Annotated in this window: 15 protein-coding genes, 1 tRNA gene and 1 rRNA gene; 3 read left to right on the top strand and 14 right to left on the bottom strand. The window is 58.5% G+C overall.

Features of this window, described 5'->3' with window-relative positions; genetic code table 11:
* Window positions 1-12 precede the first annotated feature (12 nt).
* The 6 genes from aroK to KUV52_RS15940 form a co-directional block, all read right to left on the bottom strand.
* Complete coding sequence (gene aroK, locus KUV52_RS15965) at window positions 13-528, bottom strand: shikimate kinase AroK (RefSeq protein WP_222526940.1); 516 nt, start codon at window positions 526-528, stop codon at window positions 13-15.
* Between the two features lie 157 nt (window positions 529-685).
* Window positions 686-2,731: a type IV pilus secretin PilQ gene (locus tag KUV52_RS15960; protein WP_222526939.1), complete on the bottom strand. Its 2,046-nt coding sequence runs from the start codon at window positions 2,729-2,731 to the stop codon at window positions 686-688.
* 12 nt (window positions 2,732-2,743) lie between these two features.
* The gene (locus KUV52_RS15955) at window positions 2,744-3,259 is read right to left on the bottom strand and encodes a pilus assembly protein PilP (protein WP_222526938.1); all 516 of its coding nucleotides are present in this window, start codon (window positions 3,257-3,259) and stop codon (window positions 2,744-2,746) included.
* Window positions 3,256-3,849 carry a type 4a pilus biogenesis protein PilO gene (locus KUV52_RS15950; RefSeq protein WP_222526937.1) on the bottom strand — a complete coding sequence of 198 codons (594 nt, stop codon included), beginning with the start codon at window positions 3,847-3,849 and terminating at the stop codon, window positions 3,256-3,258. The genes KUV52_RS15955 and KUV52_RS15950 overlap by 4 nt, the downstream gene beginning before the upstream one ends.
* Before the next feature lie 5 nt (window positions 3,850-3,854).
* A complete protein-coding gene (locus tag KUV52_RS15945) occupies window positions 3,855-4,457 on the bottom strand; it encodes a PilN domain-containing protein (protein ID WP_222526936.1) in 603 nt (200 codons plus the stop codon).
* A complete protein-coding gene (locus tag KUV52_RS15940; protein ID WP_222526935.1) occupies window positions 4,445-5,524 on the bottom strand; it encodes a pilus assembly protein PilM in 1,080 nt (359 codons plus the stop codon). Before KUV52_RS15940 ends, KUV52_RS15945 begins: the two co-directional genes overlap by 13 nt.
* A 173-nt stretch (window positions 5,525-5,697) precedes the next feature.
* Here KUV52_RS15940 and KUV52_RS15935 point away from each other — a divergent pair, with 173 nt between their 5' ends.
* Window positions 5,698-8,232, top strand: coding sequence for a penicillin-binding protein 1A (locus KUV52_RS15935; protein WP_222526934.1), 2,535 nt, complete (start codon window positions 5,698-5,700; stop codon window positions 8,230-8,232).
* A gap of 50 nt (window positions 8,233-8,282) precedes the next feature.
* Here KUV52_RS15935 and argH read toward each other — a convergent pair whose 3' ends face one another.
* Genes argH through argC form a run of 5 tightly spaced genes read right to left on the bottom strand, consistent with a single transcriptional unit; the run spans window position 8,283 to window position 14,131 of the window.
* Entirely contained in the window at window positions 8,283-10,214 is a 1,932-nt protein-coding gene (gene argH, locus KUV52_RS15930; RefSeq protein WP_222526933.1) for an argininosuccinate lyase, read from the bottom strand.
* 1 nt (window position 10,215) lies between these two features.
* Window positions 10,216-11,424: an argininosuccinate synthase gene (locus KUV52_RS15925; protein WP_222526932.1), complete on the bottom strand. Its 1,209-nt coding sequence runs from the start codon at window positions 11,422-11,424 to the stop codon at window positions 10,216-10,218.
* A gap of 4 nt (window positions 11,425-11,428) precedes the next feature.
* Window positions 11,429-12,337 (bottom strand): ornithine carbamoyltransferase, encoded by a 909-nt coding sequence (locus KUV52_RS15920; RefSeq protein ID WP_222526931.1) that lies wholly within the window; start codon window positions 12,335-12,337, stop codon window positions 11,429-11,431.
* A 25-nt stretch (window positions 12,338-12,362) separates the two neighbouring features.
* Window positions 12,363-13,133 (bottom strand): acetylglutamate kinase, encoded by a 771-nt coding sequence (argB, locus tag KUV52_RS15915; protein WP_222526930.1) that lies wholly within the window; start codon window positions 13,131-13,133, stop codon window positions 12,363-12,365.
* The gene (argC, locus tag KUV52_RS15910; protein WP_222526929.1) at window positions 13,130-14,131 is read right to left on the bottom strand and encodes an N-acetyl-gamma-glutamyl-phosphate reductase; all 1,002 of its coding nucleotides are present in this window, start codon (window positions 14,129-14,131) and stop codon (window positions 13,130-13,132) included. The genes argB and argC overlap by 4 nt, the downstream gene beginning before the upstream one ends.
* 352 nt (window positions 14,132-14,483) lie before the next feature.
* Between argC and ppc the strand changes: the two genes are divergently transcribed.
* Together ppc and KUV52_RS15900 are read left to right on the top strand one after the other, a co-directional pair.
* Window positions 14,484-17,123, top strand: a complete 2,640-nt coding sequence (gene ppc / locus KUV52_RS15905; RefSeq protein ID WP_222526928.1) for a phosphoenolpyruvate carboxylase — start codon at window positions 14,484-14,486, stop codon at window positions 17,121-17,123.
* Window positions 17,124-17,126: 3 nt separating this feature from the next.
* Window positions 17,127-17,666, top strand: coding sequence for a DUF1439 domain-containing protein (locus KUV52_RS15900; protein WP_222526927.1), 540 nt, complete (start codon window positions 17,127-17,129; stop codon window positions 17,664-17,666).
* Here KUV52_RS15900 and KUV52_RS15895 read toward each other — a convergent pair.
* The 3 genes from KUV52_RS15895 to rrf all read right to left on the bottom strand — a co-directional run bounded on the left by KUV52_RS15895 (window position 17,663) and on the right by rrf (window position 19,287).
* A complete protein-coding gene (locus KUV52_RS15895) occupies window positions 17,663-18,946 on the bottom strand; it encodes a competence/damage-inducible protein A (RefSeq protein WP_222526926.1) in 1,284 nt (427 codons plus the stop codon). The two genes, KUV52_RS15900 and KUV52_RS15895, sit on opposite strands and share 4 nt — an antisense overlap.
* A 141-nt stretch (window positions 18,947-19,087) precedes the next feature.
* A tRNA-Thr gene (locus KUV52_RS15890) sits at window positions 19,088-19,163 on the bottom strand.
* 9 nt (window positions 19,164-19,172) lie between these two features.
* Window positions 19,173-19,287 (bottom strand): 5S ribosomal RNA (gene rrf / locus KUV52_RS15885).
* Between the last annotated feature and the right edge of the window lie 4 nt (window positions 19,288-19,291).

The following is a 19,291-nucleotide window of genomic DNA, read 5'->3' as shown; positions in this document are numbered from 1 at the left end:
GTGGAGTGAGTATTAGAAACCGAGTTTCTCGACGATTAGGTTCGCGACGATCTTGGCGCTCTGCTCATCAGTGCGCACAACCAGATCCGCGATCTCTTCGTACAGCGGATTACGCTCTTCTGCCAGTTGCTCGAGCACTTCACGCGGCTCATCCACTTGCAGCAACGGACGACGCTTATCGCGTTGGGTACGGGCTACCTGCTTGTCGATCGGGGTTTCGAGATACACCACAATGCCACGAGCGGACAGGCGGTTACGTACCTCTTTTGACTGAACAGAGCCACCACCAGTGGCCAGCACAATCCCCTGCTTCTCGGTCAATTCATTGATGACACGAGCTTCACGGTTGCGGAAACCCTCTTCCCCCTCCACATCGAAGATCCAGGAGATATCCGCACCGCTGCGGGCTTCGATTTCCTGATCGGAATCGTAAAACTCCAGATGGAGCATCTGTGCGAGGTGTCTACCGATGGTGCTTTTACCAGCACCCATGGGACCTACGAGAAAAATATTTCTTTTTTCAGCCATTTCAAAAGTCGAATTCTTAAAACTGAGACAAGCGACCGCCGTCACGGCGGTGGAATAACACCCACTATGACGCAAATTTTTGGTGGCAGATTATCGCAGGGAATGCGCCGTTAACGCAATAGAAGGCGGCGCAGGGGCGCCGCCTTGAGATTGAGAATCAGAACTCTTCGATAACAATTTTGGGCGTTACGAAGATCAGCAGCTCCTTTTTCTCAGTGAAATCCTGAGTATTCCGGAACAGCACACCGACCAGCGGGATGTCCCCAAGCACCGGCACTTTGCTCACGGTATTCAGTTGCTGCTGCTGGAAAATCCCACCCAAAACGATGGTCTCCCCATTTTTTGCCAGAACCTGAGTGGAGATCCGCTGTGTATCGATGGCCACTGCCGGTCCGGTGGCAGTTTGCACCGTTTCACCACGGGTATCCTGAGTAACGGTCAGGTCCAGCACAATCCGGTTATCCGGCGTGATCTGCGGCGTCACCGTCAGCCCCAGAACCGCTTTTTTGAACTCCACCGAGGTGGCGCCACTGGAAGTGGATTGCACGAAGGGGATCTCCGTACCCTGTTCGATAAAGGCGGTAAACTGGTTAGCCGTGGTCAGTCGGGGACTGGCGATGATCTCCCCCTTGTTTTCACGCTCCAAAGCCGACAGCTCCAGATCCAACAGGGTGCCGTCGCCCAGTTTGGCAACGTGAAATGCGATGCTGCCCGCGGGCTCGACAACCGGTAGGTTCACGTTCAACCGATCATTCAGAGAGGGGATAATGCCATTGGCAATGTCCTCTGCCCCCGGCAGAGTCCCTGCGGTGCCTTTATCGCCCTGCTGATCGCTGATGCCCCAGCGAATGCCCAGCTCTTCGTTGATATTGTCCCGCACGGTCACCATCCGCGACTCGATCACCACCTGCTTCACCGGAATATCAAGAATATCAACAAGCCGGTGGATATCTTCCAGACGTTCTGCCGTGTCGTGGATCAACAGGGTATTGGTTCGCTCATCAACAGAGACGGAACCGCGCTCGGACAGCAGACTGTTATTTTCACCATCCAACAGAGCGGCAATATCCACGGCCTTGGCGTAGTTGATCTGCAGGTATTCGGAGAACAGCGGCGCCACTTCGCGAACTTCCTGGGCCGCGCGCAGCTCCAGGCTTTCCTGAGCCGCCAGCTCCTCACGAGGCGCCACCAGCAGGATATTGCCCTCAATGCGCTTATCCAGCCCCCGGATCTTGAGGATCATATCCAGTGCCTGGTCCCAGGGCACCTTGTCCAGATGCAGAGTCAGGTTTCCGGAGACGTTCTCGGTGGTGACCAGGTTGAACTTGTTGTGGTCCGCAATGATCTGCAGGACGGTGCGCACCGGCACATCCTGAAAGTTCATCGACAGGGCGCTGCCCGCATACACCTTATCTTCCAGGCGGGGCTGAGTGCGTTCCGCAATCTCGATCAGGAAGCGGTTGCCCTCCTGGCGGGTGTCATAATCGAATTCGCCCTGGGTATCGATGCGGATACGGGTGTTGAAGTTATCGCGGAAGGTCTCGAAACCCCGCACCAGCGTGCTGAAATCCTGAACATCCACAATGTACAGGTCTTCATCCTGGATCTGGGTGTTGTAGAGGGTCAGTTCCAGATCGCTGCCTATCCGCTCAATGTTCGCAGCGGCAGTGGGGTTGCTCAGCGTCAGGGCAAACAGCGCCTGCCCCTCATTACCGCGATGGAAGTTGATATCCTCAATGCGATTCAGGAATTGGCTGGTCTCGGTCTTGCTGACGGCAAAGTTGTCGTTGAAGGTCACCCGGTAGCGGTTGCCGTCCACGGCGCCTTTATAGGTGGTCATCTTCTCCAGCTGGAATACCACATCCAGGCCACCGGCACCTGACCGGGTCTCCACCGCCTTGACCCCTTTCAGGTCGATGGGGATCTGGCTCAACTGCAGCCCGGATACGCCATCCGGAAAGCGGAATCGGATCTCTGCCGGGTTAGCGGAAACCGAGATCTGGGGCTCAGACTCCAGTTGGTCGAAGGTCAGCTCCACTTCCAGCATGCCATCAACCTGCGCCTGGTAGCGCAAATCTTCCAGCGTTCCCGCCCAGACACTGCTGGCAGCGGTTAACAGGGCACCGCCCAGCAACAGACGACGTGCGATGAAGCGATGTTCGAAACGCGGCAGTCCCTGCCGAATCCCTTTAAAAAAACTCATAAGTCGTCCTTGTTATTGATCCTGAGCCAAAACCAATTTTGTATCCCGCTGATTCCAACAACCATTTCCATCGGGGATCCACTCCGACACCATTACCCCGGACTCATCAATGGATGCAACCTGACCGTTGAAGAGGCCCAGATAGTCCCCCTCCTTAACGGTATACACATTGCCATCACCGGCCAGTAATAGGGCCCAGTAACGCTGGGGATCCTGCATGGTGCCTTTCAGATCCAGACTGTCGAGCGCATAGGCCTCCAGATAGGCTCTTTCACGCTGGTGATCCGGCTGCGGACAGTCCGGACGGCCCAATTCGAGTGGTTCGGTGATGCTTCTGACCGACTGCTCGAAGGGGCTGCGCAACTGCGCCACCTGGTAGGGTACAGAGGTAAATTCGGGCGGCACTACCGGCGGCTCAGTAAACGGAACCGGCCGCGCCTGTACGTCGGCCACATACTGGCGCAACTCATCCATATCTCCCGAGCATCCGGCCAGCAGGCCAGTCAACAGAAGTAACCAATATCTCATTGTTTTTTGGCCTCCTGTTCCAGCTCGGCGAAGCGGTAGGTCTTCGCTTGCACGGTCATCGCCACGCCGTCGTCAGAACGCACCATGGTGAAATCATGAAGACTGACAATTCGCGGCAAATTGGCCACGCCCGCAGAAAACTGTCCAAACTCGTGGTAACCGCCCTGAATCTTCATCTCAATCGGCAGTTCCACGTAGAACTCTTTGTGCTGTTCCGGCAGCCAGTTCAGGCTGGAGATCCGCAGGTTCGCGTCGGTTGCCAGAAAGGTGACGTCGTCGAGCAGTCCCGGCATCTCGCTCTGGGTCGGCAGCATCCCCAACATCTCCTGGAACTGCTCCTGCATCTGGGCCAACTGCTCACGATAACGCGGCAGGTTGGCGGCGAGACGATACTTGGCTTCAAAGTCAGCCCGCAGGCTCACCTCTTTGCTCTCCAGGTTTCTCAAGGTATCCAGTGAGTCTTTGATCACCAGAAAATAGCCCGCGACGCCAACCAGCACCGCCAGCACCACCCCGAAAACCACTTTGACTTCCTTGGGCCAGATGGCGATGTTTTCGAAGTCCAGGCCCTCAAACTGTTTGAGATCCATCCCTGTTAACCTCCCACCGCTGAAGCCATGACTTCATCCTGTTTGATTGGCCCATCGCCTTGGTGCAGAACATCCAGTTCCAACTTGAAGGCGTGGATCCGGCCCGGTTGGTCCGTCGGGCCGTTCGCCGCAACAATCTGCTGCACTCTCGGGCTGGCCAGCCAGCGCGCCTGCTCCACTTCTCTCATCAGGTTGGCCAGGTGGTTGTTGGACTCACAGTACCCCTCAACCAGCACCTTACCGTCCATCACTTCCAATTTGGTGAGGAAGACACCAGGCACCATCACTCGGGCCAGTTCGTTCATCACCTGCACCGGCAGGTGACGACGCTGCTGCAACGCCTCAATGACGTCGATTCGACGGGTTAGATTCTTCTTCTGCTCTTTGATCTTGCTGATCTCAACAATCTGCTGTTCCAGCTTGGCGATCTCGGTCTGCAGGTAGCGGTTTCGCTCTTGCTGCAACTCCTGCTTATGACCCACCCAGAAGTTAACGATCATGATCAGGGCCACCGTCGACACGGCCACCGCGCCCAGCAGATACAGATACTCTTTCTTGCGGCGGGCGCGCTCGGTCTCCCGCCAGGGCAATAGGTTTATGTGTGCCATGGTTCAAAGCTCCTTAGCGCCAAACCGCAGGCCACCATATACCGTGGAATCTCTTCCCTGATCTGGGCCGGCAACCGATCGCTGGCCTTCAGGCGACTCTCAAAGGGGGCCACGATGCTGGTTGGGATCCCCAACTCATTGCTGAGCATGGTCGTCAAACCCTCAATGGCAGAGCTGCCACCGCTGAGCAGCAGGTAATCCACCTTCTCCTTGCCCGACGCGTTGCAGTAGATCTGAAGCGTTCGGCGGATCTGCTGAAGCAGTTGAGTCTGGAAAGGGGCCAGTACCTCAAACACGTAGTTGCGGGGCAGCTCTTCATTGACCTTGGCCGCTTCCGCTTCTTCGTAGCTCATGCCGTAGTAGGAGAGAATCGACTGAGTAAACTGCTCGCCCCCAAACGCCTGCTCACGGATAAAGACGGTTTCGCCGTTATCCACCACCGCAAAGGTGGTCATGCTCGCGCCAACATCCACCAAGGCCACGGTTTTGCCCGCGTCGCTATCGGGTACCTGGTCCACCAGCAGTTTGAAGCTTCGACCCAGGGCATAGCCCTCAACGTCGATCACCTTGGATTCCAGTTCAGCGGCTTCCAGTGCATCAACGCGGGCATCAACATTATCGGAACGGCAGGCAGCAAGAAGCACATCCACTTTGGCCGGGTCCCTGTCACTGACCTTCAGCGTCTCAAAGTCGATGTTCACCTCTTCGAGAGGATAGGGGATGAGGTTATCCGCCTCGATCTCAATCTGAGCCTCCAGCTCCTCGTCCGACAGGGTGGCGTCCATCTGGATCACTTTGGTCATCACGGTGGAGCCGGACACGGAAGCAGCGCCGAATTTGACGCCTCGGGGAAGTTGCGCACGGATGCGTGCCATCGCTTCAGAAACGGCGATAGGGTCTTTGATTTCGCGATCGACAACCGCCCCCCGCGGTAACGGGACACGCGCTGCACCATCAACCTGGTAGCCATCGGGGGTCTCAGCCAGTAAGATCGCTTTGACTTCACGAGAACCGATGTCCACCCCAACCATCCGAGGTAAACGGGGTTTGAACAATTTGGAAAGCATGCTCCCTGCCAGTCGTTAAGTCCTTGTTATGTCCGTTGCTAGACTAGCACCACTTTTTACTCGGCGCAGCCCTTTTCCCACCTCAATCAATTCCGGATTGATGCCTTTTTGGTCAAGGTTGAGAAGGGTATACTGTGCCTTTTGTGTTCACCGACAGAGTGGAATCCCGTAACGTGAAATGGCTCAAACGCCTTTTAATTGCGCTTACTGTCCTGGGTCTACTGGGGATCGGCGCCCTCGCCGGCCTCTACTTATGGATCGCACCGACCCTGCCCGGAGTGGAATCTCTGAAGACCGTGCAGCTGCAAACCCCGATGCGCGTCTACAGTGCCGATGGCCTGTTGATGTCTCAGTTCGGTGAGAAACGCCGTATACCTCTGCGCTATGAGGAGATCCCTCAGCCGCTGATCGACGCCGTGTTGGCGACGGAAGATGCCCGCTTCTTCGAACACCATGGGGTGGACCCCATCGGTGTGATTCGTGCTGCCGTGGTACTGGTGACCACCGGCCGAAAATCTCAGGGTGCCAGTACCATCACCATGCAGGTCGCCCGTAACTTCTTCCTGAGTCGCGAGAAGACCTATATCCGTAAGGTGAAGGAGATCTTCCTGGCCCTTGAGATTGAGCGTCTGCTGACCAAAGAGGAGATCCTCGAGCTCTATCTCAACCGAAGCTTCCTGGGTAACCGGGCTTATGGCGTTGGTGCGGCAGCTCAGGTCTACTACGGCCGTGATGTGAGTGACCTGACCCTGGCTGAGATGGCGATGATCGCCGGTCTGCCTCAGGCGCCCTCCGCCGCAAACCCGATCCGCAACCCTGAGCGCGCCATGACGCGCCGCAACGTGGTATTGGGACGGATGCTGGACGTGGGCTACATCACCCGTGCTGAGTTTGATGAGGCCCGTCAGGCGCCGGTAACGGCTCGCTACCACGGTGCAGAGATCGATCTCTACGCCCCTTACATCGCCGAGATGGTGCGTGACTACATGGTCGCCACCTACGGTGAGGAAGCCGCCTACACCAGTGGTTTCAACATCTACACTACCGTTCGCTCAGATCAGCAGCACGCGGCTCAGCGAGCCCTGCTGGACAATCTGTTTGCCTATGACACCCGCCACGGCTATCGCGGTCCGCAAACCCGTCTTTGGGGTGAACCGTTGACAGAGCAGAGCGGCACCCCCAGTGCCGAAGCGTGGACTCCCGAGCAGATCCAGGCCCACCTGAAAGGCGTTAATCGTCACCGGGATATCCATCCTGCAGTGGTTCTGAATGTTGAGGAGAAGCAGGCCGAGGTGATGAACGCCGAAGGCGAAACCCTCACCCTGCCCTGGGAGGGGATCAACTGGGCTCGTGAGTTCATCTCTGACACTCGCCAGGGTAACGCGCCGAAAACGGCGGGCGAGGTGCTGACGCCAGGCGACCAGATCTGGATCCGCCGTCATGACGATCACTGGTGGCTGAGCCAGGTTCCCGAAGTCAGCAGCGCCTTTGTTGCCATGGACCCGGAAGATGGGGCGATCCGAGCCCTGGTTGGAGGCTATGACTTTGGTCAGAGCCAATACAACCGCGTGACTCAGGCAAAGCGTCAGTTGGGCTCCAACATCAAGCCCTTCCTGTACTCCAGTGCGCTGGAGAATGGCTTTACCCTGTCGACGCTGGTGAACAACGCGCCCATCAACCAGTGGGATCGCAGCCAGGGTACCGCCTGGCGTCCGCGCAACTCACCGGACGTCTACACCGGCCCGACCCGGGTTCGCCAGGGTCTGGCGCAGTCGATCAACGTCATGGCGGTTCGGGTGATTCGTGACATCGGCGTGGATACCTTTATCGACCACGCTGCCAAGTTTGGCTTCGATCGCGCGGATCTGCCCCGTAACGAGTCCATCTCTCTGGGCTCCGCTTCCGTCACACCGCTGGAGAACGTGCGGGCTTTCTCGGTATTCGCCAATGGCGGCTTCCTGGTGGACCCCTACTTTATTGAGCGGATTGAAGACCACAGCGGCAACCAGATCTTCGAGGCCCAGCCCAAGATTGCCTGCCTGGACTGCAAGACCGCGCTGGCTGAACAAGCTGCCGGAGCCGATGACAATCTGCCGGAATTTGCTCAGCAGTGTCTCTGGCCCGCAGACCGTCTGGCACCGCAGATCATCAGCGAGCAAAACGCCTTCCTGATCCACGAGACCCTGAAGTCCGTGATCTGGGGTGGTGGTGACTGGAGCCAGGGTACCGGCTGGAACGGTACCGCCTGGCGTGCCGCCCGCTTGATCAAACGTCACGACATCGGCGGCAAAACGGGTACCACTAACGAAGCAAGAGACACCTGGTTCACCGGGTTTGCGCCCGATATGGTCGCCACCGCCTGGGTCGGCTTCGATGACCACGGTCGCCAACTCGGTCGCACCCGCTGGAACCCTTACGGTCCGCAGGACCAGATCACCGCCGGTGAGTCTGGTGCAAAAACCGCAGGTCCGGCCTGGAACCAGTTTATGCATCAGGTGCTTCAGGGGGTTCCCGAGCAGGGAATTGTGGTGCCGGGCGGGATCGTAACCGCGCGGATCGACCTGGCCAGCGGCAAGCTGTCCAACCGCACAGACTCCAGCTCCCGTTTCGAGTATTTCATTGATGGCACCGCGCCCACCGAACTGGCCGAAGCGGTCCAGACGGAAACGCCCATCTTTGAACAGGAAGCCACCGAAGAGCTGTTCTGAGACCACGAAAAAGCCGCCCAATCGGGCGGCTTTTTTATGGCGCTACCGGCTCAATCGAAGCGGTACTGCATCGCCACTTCGTCACAGGCGTGCTTACGTGGGCAGAGCTCGCAATCCTTGATCACTTTCTCCGGTAACCCTTCCATATCGGTTCGCTCAAAGCCCAGCTTGCCAAAGAAGCCCGGTACGCGAGTCAGCACGATAACCCGTTGCAGTTCGAGTTCCCGACCACGCTGGAGCATATAATCCACCAGGGCTCGCCCCTGACCCGCTCCGTGGTGATTCGGATCGATCCCCACTGAACGCATCTCCGCCAATCCGGTCTCGTAGATGTAGAGAGAGGCACAGCCAACCACCTTGCCCTCCTGCTCCGCCACGGAGAAATCGAGGATGTCCCGCAGTACGTCGTCCCGGCTGCGAGGCAGGGTATCCCCCTTCTCAGCCCAGTAAGCGTTGATGGCGTGAATGGCGTCCACGTCAGACAGCTTGGCGTTGCGTACCTTGAGGATCTCAGCCTTGTGAGCGTTCAAACGCTGCTGGCTGGTGTCCAGCGCATGCAGCACCTGCTCAGGCGCCGTGCCGCCCAGTGCATCTCGCTCAGCCAGCGACTCTTTGGCCTCGCGACTTCCCAGTGCCTGCTCCACCTGGATCAGAGCGGTGCCACCCAGGGTGTCCCGCTTGGCCAGACAGGCATCAATGGTGAGGTGCTGGAACACATCGGATTGAATCACCTCGCTGTAGGCCTGAAGCTCCGGCAGGGTAAAGTCTTCCAGTGCTTTCTGAGCGGCAATCGCCGCCACCACGACTTCGCCCACCACATGGTGTGCTTCCCGGAACGGCATCCCCTTGGAAACCAGGTAATCCGCCAGTTCTGTCGCATTGGCGTAGCCCTGCTGGGCGGCCGCCAGAGTCCGTGTTGCATTGACCTTGAGGCCTTCCAGCACCAGGGTCGCCATCTCGGTACAAGCCAACCAGGTGTCCAGGGCATCAAACAGCCCCTCTTTGTCCTCCTGCATGTCCTTGTTGTAGGCCATAGGGAGGGCTTTCATGGTGGTCAGAATGCCAATCAACGCACCGTAAACCCGGCCCGTCTTGCCCCGGATCAGCTCCAGCGCATCGGGGTTTTTCTTCTGCGGCATCAGCGAGGAGCCGGAGGTCACCGCATCGGACAACTCAATGAATCCCGCCTCGCCACTGTTGTAGAAGATCAGATCCTCCGCAAAGCGGGAGAGGTGCATCATCGCTGTCGCCGCCGCGCTGCACAGTTCCACCACGTGGTCGCGGTCAGAGACTGCATCCAGACTGTTGGCGGTTGCACTGGCAAACCCAAGCGCATGGGCCAGGGCCTGACGGTCCACCGGATAGGCGGTGCCGGCCAGAGCGCCACTGCCCAGAGGGCAGCGATCCAGACGCGCTACGGCGTCCTTAACCCGGGTTAGGTCCCGCTCCAGCATCTCCACATACGCCAGACACCAGTGGCCAAAGGTGATGGGCTGCGCCCGTTGCAGATGGGTATAGCCCGGCAGAACCGTTTGGGCCTCCCGCTGAGCCAGACTCAACAGTTGCTGCTGCAGACGAACCAATGCCTCTATCAGCAACTCGCACTGATCTTTGCACCAGAGTTTCAGGTCCGTGGCCACCTGGTCATTCCGGGAACGCCCGGTATGCAGCTTTTTGCCCAGGTCGCCTACCTTCTCGATCAGCGCCCCTTCCACAAAGCTGTGAATGTCCTCGGCACCGGAATCCAGGATCTGTTCGTCAGTCACGGACTCCGCCAGTTCATGCAGTGCCTTGACCAGCGAGCCGTGCTCCAGTTCATTGAGTACTCCCACCTGCTGCAGGGCACCGGCCCAGGCAATGGAGCCGGTAATGTCCTGCTGTACCAAACGGTAATCCACGGGCAGGGAGTCGTTGAACAACTTGAAGCGGCTGTCTGCGGCGCCGCTGAACCGACCGCCCCACAGGGCCCCTTTTTCAGCCATATTACTGCTGCTCCTTGTGCATGGCGGCGATCCGGCTGGACAGGCTGAACAACCGGATAAAGCCTTCAGCGTGCTTCTGGTTATACACCTCATCCTCCTCGAAGGTAGAGAACGCTTCAGAGTAGAGGCTGTTGGGACTCTGACGTTTCACGACGGTGGCATGGCCCTTATAGAGCTTCACCACGATCTCGCCGGTCAGGGCTTCTGCCAGGCTTTGTGCTGCAGCCAGTTGGGCCTTGGCCACCGGGGTAAACCAGCGTCCGTCATACAGCACATGAGAGAACTCCAGGCCGATCTGCTCGCGGAATTTAAAGGCCGCTTTATCCAGCACCAGCGTCTCCAGACCACGCAGGGCATTGTTGATCACCGTGCCTCCGGGAGTCTCGTAGCAACCGCGGGACTTCATGCCCACCAGACGGTTTTCCACGATGTCGATCCGGCCCACCCCATGCTTTGCTGCCACACCATTGAGGTAGTTCAGCGCGTTGTAAGGGCTCATCGCTTCACCGTCCACCGCAGTCAGTACGCCGGATTCGAACTGCAGACTGACGTACTGCGCTTCGTTGGGAGCCTGCTCCGGGGATTGGGTCCAGGTCCATACCTGCTCGCTCGGCTCGCAGTATGGGTCTTCCAGCTCGCCCCCTTCGTGGGAGATGTGCCAGGCGTTGGCGTCACGGCTGTAGATCTTCTCCGCAGAGGCGGTGGTGGGGATGTTTTTGCTGGCCAGGTAGTTCAGCAGATCGGTACGGGACTTCATGGTCCACTCCCGCCAAGGGGCGACCACGGCCAGTTCCGGCGCCAGAGCCGCGTAGGTGGACTCGAAACGCACCTGATCGTTGCCTTTGCCGGTACAGCCGTGAGCGAGCGCGTCCGCGCCCACCTGCAAAGCCAGCTCGACCTGCGCTTTGGCAATGATGGGACGCGCCATGGCGGTACCCAGCAGGTAGGTGCCCTCATAAAGCGCACCGGTTTGAAGGATCGGGTTGATGTAGTCCTCAACAAACGCCTCTTTCAGGTCCACTACATGGCAGCTGGAAGCGCCGGATGCCAGCGCTTTGGCTTCCACCCCTTCGAGCTCTTCTGCGCCCTGACCCACATCGGCAACAAAGGCCACCACCTCGCAGTCATGCTGCTCCTTCAGCCAGGGGATGATGGCAGAGGTATCCAGTCCACCGGAGTACGCGAGAACAACTTTTTTAATTTTGGTCATGGTCTTAGTCCTTCATCAATTCGAGCAAAATGGCGTTCTGGATATGCATCCGGTTTTCGGCCTGGTCCAGGATCAGGGAGGCCGGGGAATCCATCACTTCGGATGTGATCTCCACTTCACGGTGAGCAGGCTGACAGTGCAGTACATGCTTGGCGCCGGTCAGCGTCATCAGCTTGCTGTTGATTTGGTAGGGCATGAACTTGGCTTTGATCGCCTCGAATGGGGTGCTGTCGCCCATGGAGATCCAGGTATCCGCGTAAAGGGCATCGACCCCTTCCAGCGCCGCCAGATCTGAGGAAAGCACCAGGGAGCCGCCATGTTGCGCGGCGATCGCTTGCGCTTCCGTGACCACCTGACCATCCGGGAAGTGGCCAGGAGGGCAAACCACCACCATGGCAGCCCCCAGCTTGGCGGCAGCGAACATCAGTGAATGAGTGACATTGTTGCCGTCGCCCACGTAGCCCAGCTTAACCTTTGACAGATCGTCGTACTGCTCGGACAAAGTCAGGAAATCCGCCAGACCCTGGCACGGGTGATAGAGATCGGACAGCGAGTTCACTACCGGTACCGTCGCGTACTGGGCCAGCTCCTCCAGAGTTTGGTGGGAGAACACCCGGGCCACGATGGCATCGCACCAACGGGACAGGTTCATGGCGAAATCCTTCACCGACTCCCGTTGGCCGAGAGCCCCATTCTGCTGGTCCAGGTAGACGCTGTGTCCGCCCAGCTTGTTGATACCGATGTCAAAGCTGACCCGGGTACGCAAGCTCGGTTTCTCAAACAGAGTGACAACGGATTGGCCCTTCAGGACATCCTGATAGGGGGTGTAATCCGCCTTCAGGGTTTTGGCCAACTGAATCAGTTGATGGATCTGATCCGGGCTCAAATCCTTGATGGTCAATAGATGTTTCATGGTTTCGTTCCTTGTCCGTTGTCGCTCAGGGGTGCACCTGGGTGCCCACCGGCTCGCCCTTTACCAGGGCAGCTAACTGTTCCGGGTAGCGCCAGCTGGCTACCAGTACCCGGTTATTGATGGAGCGGGCCGCTTCCAGAGCCGCTTCCACCTTCACCTTCATGCCGCCCTCGATCACCCCCTGACGGGTCAGCTCTGCGGCCAGGGCGGGATCCAGGTTCGGAACCAGCTGCCCCTTCCCGTCCAACACGCCGGACACGTCTGACAGCAGGGTGAGTTCCGCATTAAGCAGTTGGCAGATCACCGTGGCGGCCTGATCCGCGTTGACGTTCAGGCGCTGTCCCTCGGTATCCACCGCAATCGAACTGATGATGGGCAGCATGCCAAGCTGGATAAGGGTTTGCAGAAGTTCGGGCTGCCCCGGTGTCACCTTCCCAACCGCTCCCAGCTCCGGGTCCAGCACCTGTGCTTCAGTCATCCCGCCATCGGCCAGAGACAGGCCAACAGGTTTCAGACCAGCGGCAATGGCGCCAGCCACCAACTGGGTGTTGGCGCTGCCCGCCAATGCCCCGGCCACCACGTCCATCTGCTCCTCGGGAGTGACCCGCAGACCCTGCTTCTTCTCGGAAACAAACCCATTGGCCGTCAGCTGCTGCTCCACCAATACCCCACCGCCGTGAACCAATACCGCATTCCAGCCAGAGATTTTCAGTTCTTTAAGGGTAGAAAAGAGCCGCTCCACCCCCTTTTCGCAGGCAAGCAACGCCCCGCCCACTTTGATCACCATGGTCTTCATACTTCACCCCCAAGGCCAAACCGAATAACTATGCACTGGAGCGCCTGACTTGCCGCCCCCTTCATCAGGTTGTCAATGGCACTCGCCACCACCAGGATCTGGCGCTCGCTGTCCAGCTTCCAGGCCAGCAGGCAGCGATCCGAACCCGCGACATCATCCACTTTGGGCCACTGACCCTCTGGCAGCAGTTTGACCACCGGGCTGCCCGCATAAACCCCGTAAGCGTCAGCCACATCGGCCTCGGTGCATCCCGGAGCAACCGGCACGGTAATGGTGGCCAGAATCCCCCGTTTGAACGCCCCCAGGTGGGGGGTGAACACCACAGGACAGCCGAGCTGAGTCTCAATCTCCGGCTGATGACGATGCCCCAGCACCCCGTAAGGGGTCAGACTGACCTGACAGAAGCTGTTGGTCAGGCTGGCTTTCCGACCAGCGCCAGAGACACCACTGACCGCATTAATCACCGGAACGCCACTAATAAGGTTATTGTTTTTCAGCGGCTTGAGTGCCGTAAGCGCGGCAGTCGGGTAGCATCCAGGCACGGCGATCAACGCGGCTTCACTCAAGGGTTGACCCGCCCACTCTGCCAACCCGTACACCGCATCGGTCAGCAGCTCGGGGGATGGGTGGGTAAAGCCATAATGGCTGGGGTAGACAGAGGAGTCGGCAAAACGGTGGCCACCGGAAAGGTCAAACACCGTCAGGCCTTGAGCGAGCAGTTGAGGTGCCAGCGTTGCGCTGATCTGGTGCTCCGTCGCCAGACACACCGCTTGAACCTCGCTGCCAAGTTGCTTGATCGCTTCATCGGTCAGAGGTTGCAGGGGCAGATCAACCAGGCCGAGCAACTCAGGATAGAGATGGGAAAGCGGAGTATGCTTATCAACACTGCCCTCAGAAACGTAGCACCCGGCCAGAGTCATCTGAGGATGTTGGGCAATCAATTTAGCCAGGATGGCTCCGGTGTAACCAGAGGCACCAATCACGGCGACCTGGATCATGGTCTTTTTCCTTTATTGTCATAATAAAACGTAGGGTACGGCGAGTGGGCCTGATAGCCCGGGGGGAATCAGGATCGTCGTCGAATGACGGGAAAAGGCAGGGTCCAGCAAGTCATAGTCATGGCATTCACTCCGTGAGATGTGACACAGAGTACCAAGAGTGATTTATTATGCAACCCCAAAGCATTTTTATTTTCTCGAAAAAGCTTGTCGCTCGAGGCGGAAAAAAGGCAGTTTGGGCACAGTGCACAGAATTCCCTTCACAGAGCAGGAAATTCCGAATCGGCCTATTGACCCAGCCGATAGCGGCACTCAGGATCAGAACAAACGGGTATAAGGCAAGGGAACCTCAATGAATGACATGTACGCCCCCCTAAAGGCAAACGTCCATCTGCTGGGCGAGATTTTAGGTGAGACCATCGAAGCTGAGCATGGCGCAGCTTTTCTGAATTTGATTGAGGAGGTGCGTCAGCTCTCCAAGGCGTCCCGTCAGGGCGATGCTGATGCGCAATCCAAGATGCTGGCGCTGCTTTCGCAGTTGCCTGATGAGCAGTTGGTCCCCTTTGCCAGCGCCTTCAACCAGTTCCTGAATCTCGCCAACATTGCCGAGCAGTTCCATACCATCTCACGCAACTGCGACGAGTTGGTGTGTGTGCCGGACCCGGTAGACCTGTTGCTGGGCCGCCTGTTTAACGGCAAAGCCCAACTCAAGCCTGAGCAGTTGATCGATGAGCTGGAGAAGCTGGAGATCGATCTGGTACTGACTGCCCACCCGACCGAGGTTACCCGCCGTACCCTGATCAGCAAGTACGCCGCACTGATTGAGTGCCTGAGCGAGCGTGAGAATCCCCAGCTCAGTGAGCGGGAAATCAAGCGCAATCAGCTCCGTATGCGCCAGCTGGTCGCACAGATCTGGCACACCAACGAGATCCGTAAGCAGCGTCCCACACCGGTAGATGAAGCCCGCTGGGGGCTGGCCACGATCGAGGCGAGCCTCTGGCACGCGGTTCCCGAGTTCCTGCGCCAACTGAACGAGCAGGTTGAGGACCACGCTGGCCGTCAGCTGCCCCCCCATGTCGCCCCGGTGAAGTTTTCCAGCTGGATGGGCGGTGACCGCGACGGCAACCCCTTTGTGACTGCCAAGGTCAGCGAAGAGGTGCTGCTGCGCAATCGCTGCACCGCCGTGCGTCTCTATCTGGAGGACATCAACCAGCTGATCGGCGAACTCTCGATGACCGACTGCGACAAGGCGATCCGGGCCATGGTCGGCGATCATCGCGAACCCTACCGAGTGCTGTTGCGCCAACTGCGTGAACAACTGACCGAAACCCAGGACTACCTGATGGCGCGACTGGATGGCCAGCAGCCAAAGGTGGACCCGAGTACCCTCATCTGGCAGAAGCAGGACCTGCTTAAGCCGCTGGATACCATCTATCAAAGCCTGTTGGACCAGGGCATGCGCCTGATCGCCAACGGTCTGCTGCTTGATACCATCCGCCGCATCCACTGCTTTGGCCTGACGCTGGTGCGGCTGGATATCCGTCAAAGCTCCGATCGCCATGCCTCCGCCATCGCAGAGATCACCCGATATCTGGGGCTCGGTGATTACCTGCACTGGAGCGAAGAGGAGAAACAATCCTTCCTGCTGCGCGAACTGGCCAGTCGGCGCCCGCTGCTGCCGCACCAGTGGCAAGCCTCACCGGAAACTCAGGAGGTGCTGGATACCTGCCGCCTGATCGGCACGCAAAGCCCGGAAGCCTTAGGCTCCTACGTAATCTCCATGGCCAGTGAGGCCTCCGACGTGCTGGCCGTTGCCCTGCTGCTGAAAGAGTGCGACTGCCGTTTTGCCCTGCCGATCGTCCCCTTGTTCGAGACCCTGAGCGATCTCGACAACGCCCCTTCGGTAATGAAGAACCTGCTGCATATCGACTGGTACCTGGGCTACTGCCGAGGCAAACAGCAGGTGATGATTGGCTACTCCGACTCCGCCAAGGATGCCGGGGTAATGGCCGCCTCCTGGGCCCAATACCGAGCTCAGGAAGCCCTGGTGAATGTGTGTAAGGATGCTGGTGTTGCGCTGACTCTGTTCCACGGCCGCGGTGGCTCCATTGGTCGTGGTGGCGGCCCGGCTCACGAAGCGATCCTGTCTCAACCGCCGGGCTCCGTCGACAGCCGCCTTCGTGTGACTGAGCAGGGCGAGATGATCCGCTTTAAGTTCGGCCTCCCGGAAGTGGCAGTGCAGAGTCTGGCGCTCTACACCTCTGCGGTGCTGGAGGCGACCCTGCTGCCACCTCTGTCACCCAAGCCGGAGTGGCGGGATCTCATGGACAGCATCGCAGAAGACTCTGTAAACGCTTACCGTCAGATCGTTCAGGATGAGCCAGACTTTGTCCCCTATTTCCGCGCTGCCACCCCTGAGCTTGAGCTCTCCGCTCTGCCTCTGGGCAGCCGCCCGGCAAAACGCCGCGCCGATGGCGGCGTTGAGTCCCTGCGCGCCATCCCCTGGATCTTCGCCTGGACTCAGAACCGACTGATGCTGCCAGCCTGGCTGGGAGCTGGAGAGAGCCTCCAGAACGCGATTGAGCAGGGCCACAAGGAAACCCTTCGGGAGATGTTCCTGAACTGGCCTCTGTTCCGCACTCGCCTGTCGATGCTGGAGATGGTGTACGCGAAGTCTGAGCCAAACCTCTCCCGCTACTATGAGCAGATCCTGGTGATGCCGGAGCTGCATGCACTAGGTGACGCACTGCGCCACCGCCTGGAAGTGGGTGTACACAGTGTGCTGGACCTGACTCAGGAGCAGGGACTGATGGACCTGACCCCTTGGAACAAAGAGTCAGTGGCCCTGCGTCACCCCTACATTGATCCGCTTAACTTCCTGCAGGCGGAACTGCTGCGTCGCTGTCGCCAGGAGCCGGAAGACCCGGCTCTGCAGCAGGCACTGATGATCACCATCGCTGGCATTGCTGCTGGCCTGCGTAACACGGGGTAAATGATGCGGGTACTGACACTGCTGCTGGTGACATTGGGGTTAGGGGGCTGTGCTGCCTCCTATACCGTGACCGAGAGTGAACTGGAGGGCTACCTCAACGATGCCCTGCGGAAGGAGCAAAAGGCGGAGCTGAGCCCAGGGCTCAGCGCGCGAATGACCCTTTCCGATATTGAGGTCACCATTGGTGAGGAACCAGACCGGGTTGCCATTCATACCCGCAGCAGTGTCAAAGTGAACACCCCGCTTATCCCGCTTCGGGCTGAGTTAGCGTTCACTTTCAACGCAACACCCTGGTACGATAGGAATGATCATAGCCTTTACCTGCGGGATGTCAGCCTGTCTGACGTCAGTGCCAGCCCGAAAGAGCTGGAACAGGCCCTTATCCCGTTAAGCCGGGAGGCGATGCAGGTGGTTCAGTTGTTTCTGGAGAACCAGCCGGTTTACCAGCTCGATCAGCAGGGTTGGCAGGAGGACCTCCTCAGACAATTTGGCCGGGAGCTCAGAGTGCAACCCGGCCAATTGGAGTTCATCCTCAAACCTTAACGGTTTCGGCTATCCACTCGTTTGAGATAGCCGTAATCCGCCAACATTGGCAGCCCCAACAGTGCCCTGCGAACCATGTCGTGGGCCACTGTGGCGGCCAACAGCCGGATGTCGTTACGCCGTCTGGCACCCAGGAACAGGGTCTGAGCGAAACAGCCATCCGGCGTCGCCAAAGCAAAACAAACCGTACCAACCGGCTTCTCTTCCGTTCCCCCATCCGGCCCGGCGATACCGCTGATGCTGACCGCAAAGTCACTGCCCATACGTTGCCGAGCTCCGTCGGCCATCTCAATCACCGTCTCCAGTGACACTGCACCGTAACGCGCCAGCGTGTCATTGCTGACCCCCAGCAATGCGCATTTCGCGTCGTTACTGTAGGTCACCAATCCAGCCAGCAGATACGCTGAACTGCCCGCCAGATCAACCAGCTGACTCGCGACCATTCCCCCGGTACAAGACTCAGCGGTAGCCAGTGTCTGCCCACTGTCTGTCAGGAGTTGGTGCACCACGTCCGGCAGGGATGAGACGTTCTCCCCGACCAGAGCATCACCCAGTGCCTGACGGTAGCTTGCAAGCAACGCTTGCCACGCACCCGCCTCTACCGGCTTACGCTGCAGTAACTTCACCTCGATATAGGGAAGCGATGCGCGAAAGCCGAGCGTCACCCCTTCAGGCAAGGAAATCGGTTCAAGCAGTTGAGCCAGATTGGACTCCCCCTGGCCAATGGTCAGTAAACGATGAAGCCCAACCGGCACCTCAATAGGAAATGCCGTCTTCAGCCAGGGGAGCAACTGCTCCTTCACCATACGCTTGAGCTCTGAAGGCACACCTGGCGTGAAGAAGTACCAGGTGCCCTGGTGGTAGGCGCGAAATCCACAAGCGGTTCCGATTGGGTTATCCACCATCACTGCTCCCTGGGGCAGCATCGCCTGCTTGCGATTCTTATCGGACATGGTGCGGCCCCGGGATTCAAACAGCTGGGTCATGGTCTCCAGCCAGGTAAGATTCAGTTCCAGGGGCACACCAAGCAGCCGTGCCATCGCTTCCGCGCTCAGGTCATCCGCAGTAGGGCCAAGGCCACCATTAACCAGCACCACGTCAGCCCGGCCAGCACAGGCAGCAAAGGCGTCGACCAGGTCTTCAAGTCTGTCCCCCACCGTGGTGCGACGAGCCATCTCAATCCCCTGCTCCATCAACTGCTGGGCAACCCAAACGGCGTTGGTATCGACAATCTGGCCGGACAGCACCTCCTCTCCGGTGCATATCATCTCAAAACGCATGGTGTTCCTTATCCTTATTCAGCACTCGCCTCACGGTAAAGGAGTGCGGAATCACGAACAAGTCCGGAAGTGGTTTGGAAGGGATCGATGACTGGCAGCCAGAAACGACAAAACCCAGCCGATAGGCTGGGTTTTGAAGAATGGTGCTGATACCCAGATTCGAACTGGGGACCTCACCCTTACCAAGGGTGCGCTCTACCAACTGAGCTATATCAGCAAATTAGGAGCCTGGCGGTGACCTACTCTCGCATGGGAACTCCCACACTACCATCGGCGCGGTTGCGTTTCACTTCTGAGTTCGGCATGGGATCAGGTGGGACCACAACGCTATTGCCACCAGGCAAA

The organism is Ferrimonas balearica (assembly GCF_019802055.1).
Classification (GTDB): domain Bacteria; phylum Pseudomonadota; class Gammaproteobacteria; order Enterobacterales; family Shewanellaceae; genus Ferrimonas; species Ferrimonas balearica_A.
This window is presented reverse-complemented; position numbering and strand designations above follow the sequence as displayed.

Excerpts from the sequence above, each read along its gene's own strand:
- aroK (WP_222526940.1), bottom strand. The coding sequence starts at position 528 with ATGGCTGAAAAAAGAAATATTTTTCTCGTAGGTCCCATGGGTGCTGGT.
- KUV52_RS15960 (WP_222526939.1), bottom strand. The coding sequence starts at position 2,731 with ATGAGTTTTTTTAAAGGGATTCGGCAGGGACTGCCGCGTTTCGAACAT.
- KUV52_RS15955 (WP_222526938.1), bottom strand. The coding sequence starts at position 3,259 with ATGAGATATTGGTTACTTCTGTTGACTGGCCTGCTGGCCGGATGCTCG.
- KUV52_RS15950 (WP_222526937.1), bottom strand. The coding sequence starts at position 3,849 with ATGGATCTCAAACAGTTTGAGGGCCTGGACTTCGAAAACATCGCCATC.
- KUV52_RS15945 (WP_222526936.1), bottom strand. The coding sequence starts at position 4,457 with ATGGCACACATAAACCTATTGCCCTGGCGGGAGACCGAGCGCGCCCGC.
- KUV52_RS15940 (WP_222526935.1), bottom strand. The coding sequence starts at position 5,524 with ATGCTTTCCAAATTGTTCAAACCCCGTTTACCTCGGATGGTTGGGGTG.
- argH (WP_222526933.1), bottom strand. The coding sequence starts at position 10,214 with ATGGCTGAAAAAGGGGCCCTGTGGGGCGGTCGGTTCAGCGGCGCCGCA.
- KUV52_RS15925 (WP_222526932.1), bottom strand. The coding sequence starts at position 11,424 with ATGACCAAAATTAAAAAAGTTGTTCTCGCGTACTCCGGTGGACTGGAT.
- KUV52_RS15920 (WP_222526931.1), bottom strand. The coding sequence starts at position 12,337 with ATGAAACATCTATTGACCATCAAGGATTTGAGCCCGGATCAGATCCAT.
- argB (WP_222526930.1), bottom strand. The coding sequence starts at position 13,133 with ATGAAGACCATGGTGATCAAAGTGGGCGGGGCGTTGCTTGCCTGCGAA.
- argC (WP_222526929.1), bottom strand. The coding sequence starts at position 14,131 with ATGATCCAGGTCGCCGTGATTGGTGCCTCTGGTTACACCGGAGCCATC.
- ppc (WP_222526928.1), top strand. The coding sequence starts at position 14,484 with ATGAATGACATGTACGCCCCCCTAAAGGCAAACGTCCATCTGCTGGGC.
- KUV52_RS15900 (WP_222526927.1), top strand. The coding sequence starts at position 17,127 with ATGCGGGTACTGACACTGCTGCTGGTGACATTGGGGTTAGGGGGCTGT.
- KUV52_RS15895 (WP_222526926.1), bottom strand. The coding sequence starts at position 18,946 with ATGCGTTTTGAGATGATATGCACCGGAGAGGAGGTGCTGTCCGGCCAG.